Here is a 6,711-nt window from a genome sequence, read left to right as displayed (position 1 = left end):
ATTTTTACGGTTATTGATTTTTTAATTGGATACCAAAAACTAGTCGCGATCGGGTTGACACCCGCGCTACAAATATATGCAAATAATACAGATATAAATCCCTACAGCCGATTCATTAATTGCCAAGATTTTTGGAAATTTGATGCCTCCGGCGGACTACGCTAACGCAGCCCAAGTCTACTTACTTGAACTGTATCCTGCCTTACATCATACAGCAGATGTAATGCTGCTAACCGTGGTAGACATAATTAAATTTGTGGTTTGAGTTCGTTGCGGTTCTCCAAGCATGATAATTGAGCAGGTGAGTTGTCTCGCTAGCTGGGTTGTGACATCGCTAATGGCTAACCCTCCAGGACTAGTACGATTACGTATAAAAGGTAAAATTACTAAATCATATAATCTTGCTGCCTGCAAAATTGCTTGGGCAACATTTTCGTGAGCGATAATTTGAATTTCTGGGGCATTGGCCAAAGCCAATTTAGATACCAATAGGGAAAGATGCGATCGCCTCCAAGCAATTTTACTAGAACTAGTGCGGCGATCGCACACATTCAGCACAGTAATGTGGCTCTGATTTGCCTCTGCTAGCATCTGGGCAAATTGCACGGGTTGTAATGTCGGTGCTGTTAAATTTTCTATTGGTACTAAGATCCGCTGAATTTTTTTCGGTGATTCTACTAGACGTGTCACTGCTACTGGACAATGAGATGCCCAAAGCACACCATCAATCACATTCCCAAATAAACGCGCTCGTAACCCAGTCCGTTTACCCCAACCCATAACGATTAAATTAGCCTTTTGTTCGCGAGCCGCTCTGCTAATTCCTTGAGCAAAGGCATCATCAATTCGCAGCATTGGTTCTGCGCCTACGCCCAAGGCTCGACTTTGTTTAGTGGCTTTATTCAATAACCACTCACTCCGTTGTAGAGACGCTTCTAGCTGGGGCGCATCCATGTGAGCAGCAGCAGTAGCGATCGCTAAAGGTATAATTTTGCCATGAGATTGACGTGCTAATAACGCCGCCATTTCAATCAAATACTGCTGGGTCTGAGGATTATATATAGGTACGACTATAGTAAAAGCATTGTCTGTTTCTGATGCATTCTCCTCAACTAGGGGTGGTGCTGAATCTTCATCTGCTGGAGGGGAATTCAAACCAACAGCTATTCGACTGGTTATCAACGGCCCCAAGGTTGATGTGACGAGCATTAAAACAATCACACTATGTAATACTTCTACTGGCAGCAACCCAGACTGATATCCCACTAAAGTTGCTGCTAACGTTGTACCAACTTGGGGAAGTGACAGCGACCACATCGTTAGCATTTCTTGCCATTTATAGCGGTAAACCAGTTTTGTCAACAAAGCTGCAATCAATTTACTGACAATCAAACCAACTACGATCAACAACGTTAACTTGAGCGTGTTCAGATTATTTACAAAAGCGGGTAAATCGATCAGTAAGCCAAGGTCAACAAAGAAAATGGGAATGAACAGCACACTGCCAATAAATACCACCTTTTCTTTAACTGGGCCTTCACCCACAGCTTCATTCACTGCCAAACCCGCTAAAAAAGCACCAACAATTTTTTCTACCCCAATCAATTGAGCGCCCACAGCTGCTAGAAATACAGAAAGCAACACAAACAAAAACTTGTTTCCTTCCTCGTCTCCAGACCGTTTGAAAAATTCTTTGCCTGCCCAATCAAAGCCTGTCACAACGGCCACAGAGTAAATAACTAACCAACCAGACAAAGTGAGTAGTTTCGCAAAGCTGAATACTTCAGCATGAGCGACAGCTACACAAATGGCTAATATTAGTACTGCACCAATGTTTGTAAAAATCGTAGCTCCAATGGTGACAGAAACAGCTTCGTTGTTTATCACTCCCAAACGGCTGATTATGGGGTATGCCAAAAGGGTATAGGAAGCAAATAAAGAGCCAATTAAGATTGAAGTATTCCAGCCATAGCCTAAAATCAGCCCTACTAAGGTTCCCATGACTAGGGGTACACTGAAAGTAAAGCTAGCAAACCCAAAGGCACGACTTGTTTTCCGGCGAAACTGTTCTAAATCGATTTCTAGCCCAGCAACAAACAGCAAATAAATTAACCCAATGTCTGATAGTAGGTTAATCATCGGTGAGTCAGACTGAAAAAGATTCCAACCTGAAGGCCCAAGTACTAGCCCTGAAAAAACCAAACCCACTAATCCTGGTAATCTTAGCCGCTCAAACATGATGGGTATAACTAAGATGACCACCAACAAAATAGCAAAGGGAACAATTGGTTCTTTGCCAAGAACTTGGGAAGTTGGTTCCAGAACAAGAACTTGTGATATTAGTTCCATATATAGGAATTGAAGGGGCTATGGTAAAATAGCGATTACCTTGGGGGCGATCGCCCGATCAATATGAATAAATAGAGAAGCCACCTGACGAAAAATCAAAAATCTTCTTAATTTACACTAACTAGGCAATTATTTAAGAATTAACTACCTACGGGTGGATTTGACTCAAAATGAACCGTAAGCGATCGTAGTCGTCTTTAAGTAGCACACTTAAACTACGTCCAGCTTTAATTAGCCATTGTCGGTCAGCTTTGCGTAACTGGTATACATCTCGAATGGCAGCTGCGGTTAAAGACTCGATTGGCGCACCATTTATACAAAGCAGTGTCCGTAAAAAATCTAGTTCTTCTGTAAATTTAATGATAGCTTCTGGTTCACATCGATAAACAGCTTGATGAATTTGCGGAGGACGGGGTGGAAGATACTGATATACTCTTTGGTTATAACTTTTATTTTGCGAAGATAGTTCAAATCCCACGATCGCAGCCCGGAATTCTGTGCGGAGCATGGCAAATATTTGGGGTTGTTCTTCCCGTAAGTCTTGCAAGGACAACCCCAAAGCTCTCGCTCGGTGTACGGAATCTATGGGCATAGTTGTGGCATAATACACTACAGCATAAATTTTATTGCCAGATTCTTCATCTACAGAACAGACCCAACTACCAAAGGGTGGCATTGAGGGAAAGCTTAAATCTTCCGGTTCCAAACACTGAGCTAAAAATTCAGTACTAGTAGTTTCAATCACCTCCGCAATGTGGTTCGGATGGCGATCGCCAGTGGCAAACTGTGGTAAGGGGAGGCGCATAGTGATTTAGTCATTAGTCATTGGTGAGCCAGCGCGATCTTCTCCCAAGGGGAGACGCCAAGGGCGATGGGGGTTTCCCCCATGAGTGACTGGCGTTAGCGCAGCGCTAGCGAGGCACGAGCGTCACCCGTAAGGGTCATTAGTCATTAGTTTTTGCCAAATGACAAAGAACAAATGACTAATGACTAATCTTATTTGGCTTTTTTACGTCCGGCGGTGGTTTCTACGAGTTCCAATTCGCTCAGACGGAAGGTAACTAATTTATCCCAGTTACCACCTTCAAATAATACGGCTACTTTGCCGTCACTCACCCGTTGTACGAGTCCTTCGTAGCGATAATAGGTATCTGCGGGATTCTTGACGCGAACAGTTGCTCCAGGCAGAATCATTTTTTTAGCCTCGCTTGTTTCCTTTTAATAGCTTAATACTTCTTAAGAGTCATTAGTCATTGGTCATTGGTCATTTGCAAAGGACAAATGAGAATTGGACTTTGGACAAATGATCGATCAAACCGTAATGCGAGAGTCATTAGTTATTAGTAAGAAAGTCTGAGATAGCACTCTTACTGTTTAAGGTAGTTTGAATTAGTCTGAAAAGAGAAAGTTTTTTTGGCGGACTCTCTTGCGAGGTATGTACAAAAACTCTTGTATCTTTGACAAATGACAAAGGACAAATGACTAATGACGAATCAATAATACTTCTGTCTTTGTCGAAAATTTGCTACCGATTCTACTATTCCCAAGGAAATAAAGTTGGTCAGCATCGCAGAACGCCCATAACTCATCCAAGGTAGGGGAATTCCCGCCACAGGTGCTAAACCAACTGTCATACCAATATTGACAATCAGCTGAAACACAATCATGGACAAAACGCCAATAGCCAACAAAGAACCAAAGTTATCTTTGGCGGTTTGGGCAACATGCAGGAGACGGAAGCAAATTAAGCAGAAGACAAACAGCACTACTAAACAACCGACAAAACCAAATTCTTCCCCGACTGCGGAGAAAATAAAGTCTGTATGTTGTTCCGGTACAAAATTCAGTTGCGTCATTGGCCCCTTAAAAAGACCCCATCCCCAAATTTCACCGGCACCAATAGCAATGCGAGATTGGATTAAGTGATATCCAGCACCGAGTGGATCGTGATCGGGATTCATGAATACAGTTAGTCGGTCTTTTTGATACTCTTTCAAAATATGCTTCCAGGCGAAGACTCCTAATTCACCACCCAGGATATTGAGAGTCCAAGCACCGATAGTACCCAAACCAAATCGCCGCCAAGGAAGAGTTTGCCAGCCCACAATAGCCATCGCAACTGACCAAACTATCCCTAATGGGCCAAAAGATAGTTCTTTAAATAAAATTATCGGTTCTGCTAATGGCCAAGACGTACTAAATAAAATAGCGGCGATCACAGGAGAAATCATCAGAATTAACCAGCCTGGATTAGCATTTGCCCAGTAAAGCATTCCTAAGACGATCGCACAAAAAACCATTGATGTTGCTAAATCTGGCTGTAAAAATATTAATCCCCAAGGTACAGCGGTGATTGCCAGAACGCGGAAAACACCTTCGAGAGTAGAAGCAGTGCGCCTGTGTAGCAGAGCAGCTAAGGTGATGATCATGCCGACTTTGGCAAATTCTGAGGGTTGGACATTGAAACCAGCAATAGGAATCCACCGCTGTGCTCCTTTGGCGCTACTACCAGCAATCATCACTATGATTAAGCTGAAATTCGTTATTGCATAAGTTACCCAGTGCCACTGCATCAAAAGTTCGTAACGGATGCGAGATAAAAATAGGGCTATAAGCACGCCGATACCCGCTACCATCCAGTGCCACCACCAGTCAGTTACTGGCTGCTTCAGTTCCGTACTGAGAATCATCAGGCCGCCAAAAATACTAACAGCAATCGGCAAACAAAAAAGTAGCCAATCTATATGCTGCCAGGGCTTAACCCAAGACTTCCAGCGAATTTTGGGGAGCGATCGTTTTAACAACATTGTGCCAGTTTAGACTTTAGCTTTAATTGTTGGGAGTTGGGAATTGGGTATTGGGCATTGGGCATTGGTTATTCTCCTTTGCTCCCCTGCTTCCCCACTTCCTAATACCCAGTCCCTAGTATTCCCAAGCTTTAGCCCAGGAAGTAGATAGAAATCAAAATTTATAATTATGTCAGGGCAGCAACTGATACTTTACCAGCAATGGTAAGAGCGATCGCTATTAATGCTTTTGCTGAAGCTGAATCTGGGTCGCCAACAACTATCGGTACACCACTGTCACCACCAACTCGCGTGGAAATCTCTAGCGGCACGCACCCTAACAGTGGTACTCCCAATTCAGCAGCTGTTTTGGAGCCACCACCAGAACCAAAGATGTCATATTGCTTATCTGGTCGGTCGGGGGGAATAAAATAGCTCATATTTTCCACGATCCCCAATACTGGAACATTCATTTGCTGGAACATCCGCAATCCCTTGCGAGAATCTAACAGAGCTACGTTTTGCGGTGTGGTGACAATTACTGCCCCTGCCATCGGCACTGCTTGCGTTAAAGTTAACTGAGCATCTCCGGTTCCTGGTGGCATATCTACAATCAGATAGTCCAGTTCACCCCATTGCACTTGATAGAGAAACTGGCGAATTACACCATTGAGCATCGGCCCCCGCCAAATGACTGGTTGATCTCGGTCAATCAAAAAGCCCATTGAAACTAATTTGACACCGTGATTAAAAGCAGGTTCCAGGATTTCACCTGTTTCAGTGGAACGTACAGTAATTTGAGCATCAGACAAACCCAGCATGGTGGGGTCATTGGGCCCGTAAATATCAGCATCTAGCAAGCCGACTTTCGCCCCAGTTTGGGCTAGAGCCACTGCTACATTCACTGCAACCGTACTTTTACCAACACCACCTTTACCGCTGGAAACAGCAATGATATTTTTGACTCCAGAAATGCCAGTGCGATCGGGTAAACTTTTTTGTTGCGGTGTTTCTGCCGTCACTTCTATGGTGACATCTGTTACGCCTGGGAGTTTTTTGACAGCTTTCTGACAGTCTTCGACAATAAATTCACGTAAAGGACAGGCAGGGGTGGTTAACACTAAAGTGAAACTAACCTTACCACCGTCAATTTTTACGTTGCGAATCATATTCAGTTCTACCAGACTTTTGCGGAGTTCTGGGTCTTCAACTGGTCGCAAAATTTCTAAGACAGAGCGGGAATCGAGAACATCGTACATAAAAATTCAAAATTCAAAAAGAATAAATACACTTGTGCGGAACATCTTAGCTATTAACTGGATGCCTTCTTAATTAAGGTCAGCTAAGTTTTATCACTGTTACTGCCGTGATAAAACTTAGCAAATTGCATTATTACCTAATAGAATCTTAACTTTCTTTGGGCATTGGGCATTTAAAAGAGACAGAAGGGCAGGGTGCTACTCTTGCTGAGGGGAAAACTCTTCTCCCCTGCTCCCCTGCTCCCCGGTCACTGAGCGTAGCCGTACCCCTGCGGGGAAGCAAGCTACGCGCAGCGTCTCGTAGAGAAGTGCTGCTC

General features: G+C 43.6%; 5 protein-coding genes. All 5 read right to left on the bottom strand.

Going from position 1 to position 6,711, the window contains the following annotated elements; genetic code table 11:
- Positions 1-207: 207 nt before the first annotated feature.
- The 5 genes from IQ229_RS07615 to IQ229_RS07595 all read right to left on the bottom strand — a co-directional run bounded on the left by IQ229_RS07615 (position 208) and on the right by IQ229_RS07595 (position 6,394).
- Complete coding sequence (locus IQ229_RS07615) at positions 208-2,349, bottom strand: cation:proton antiporter domain-containing protein (RefSeq protein WP_194042619.1); 2,142 nt, start codon at positions 2,347-2,349, stop codon at positions 208-210.
- Between the two features lie 148 nt (positions 2,350-2,497).
- On the bottom strand, positions 2,498-3,154 hold the full coding sequence (locus tag IQ229_RS07610; protein ID WP_194042618.1) for an HAS-barrel domain-containing protein: 657 nt from the start codon (positions 3,152-3,154) through the stop codon (positions 2,498-2,500).
- Between the two features lie 191 nt (positions 3,155-3,345).
- Positions 3,346-3,543 carry an NAD(P)H dehydrogenase subunit NdhS gene (locus IQ229_RS07605; RefSeq protein ID WP_094351697.1) on the bottom strand — a complete coding sequence of 66 codons (198 nt, stop codon included), beginning with the start codon at positions 3,541-3,543 and terminating at the stop codon, positions 3,346-3,348.
- Between the two features lie 299 nt (positions 3,544-3,842).
- Positions 3,843-5,156, bottom strand: a complete 1,314-nt coding sequence (gene rodA, locus IQ229_RS07600) for a rod shape-determining protein RodA (protein WP_194042617.1) — start codon at positions 5,154-5,156, stop codon at positions 3,843-3,845.
- Between the two features lie 167 nt (positions 5,157-5,323).
- On the bottom strand, positions 5,324-6,394 hold the full coding sequence (locus IQ229_RS07595; RefSeq protein WP_194042615.1) for an Mrp/NBP35 family ATP-binding protein: 1,071 nt from the start codon (positions 6,392-6,394) through the stop codon (positions 5,324-5,326).
- Between the last annotated feature and the right edge of the window lie 317 nt (positions 6,395-6,711).

The sequence above is a fragment of the Nostoc cf. edaphicum LEGE 07299 genome, assembly GCF_015207245.1.
Classification (GTDB): Bacteria; Cyanobacteriota; Cyanobacteriia; order Cyanobacteriales; family Nostocaceae; genus Nostoc; species Nostoc edaphicum_B.
This window is presented reverse-complemented; position numbering and strand designations above follow the sequence as displayed.

Coding starts and splice junctions, on each gene's coding strand:
- IQ229_RS07610 (WP_194042618.1), bottom strand. CDS start 3,154: ATGCGCCTCCCCTTACCACAGTTTGCCACTGGCGATCGCCATCCGAAC.
- IQ229_RS07615 (WP_194042619.1), bottom strand. CDS start 2,349: ATGGAACTAATATCACAAGTTCTTGTTCTGGAACCAACTTCCCAAGTT.
- IQ229_RS07595 (WP_194042615.1), bottom strand. CDS start 6,394: ATGTACGATGTTCTCGATTCCCGCTCTGTCTTAGAAATTTTGCGACCA.
- rodA (WP_194042617.1), bottom strand. CDS start 5,156: ATGTTGTTAAAACGATCGCTCCCCAAAATTCGCTGGAAGTCTTGGGTT.
- IQ229_RS07605 (WP_094351697.1), bottom strand. CDS start 3,543: ATGATTCTGCCTGGAGCAACTGTTCGCGTCAAGAATCCCGCAGATACC.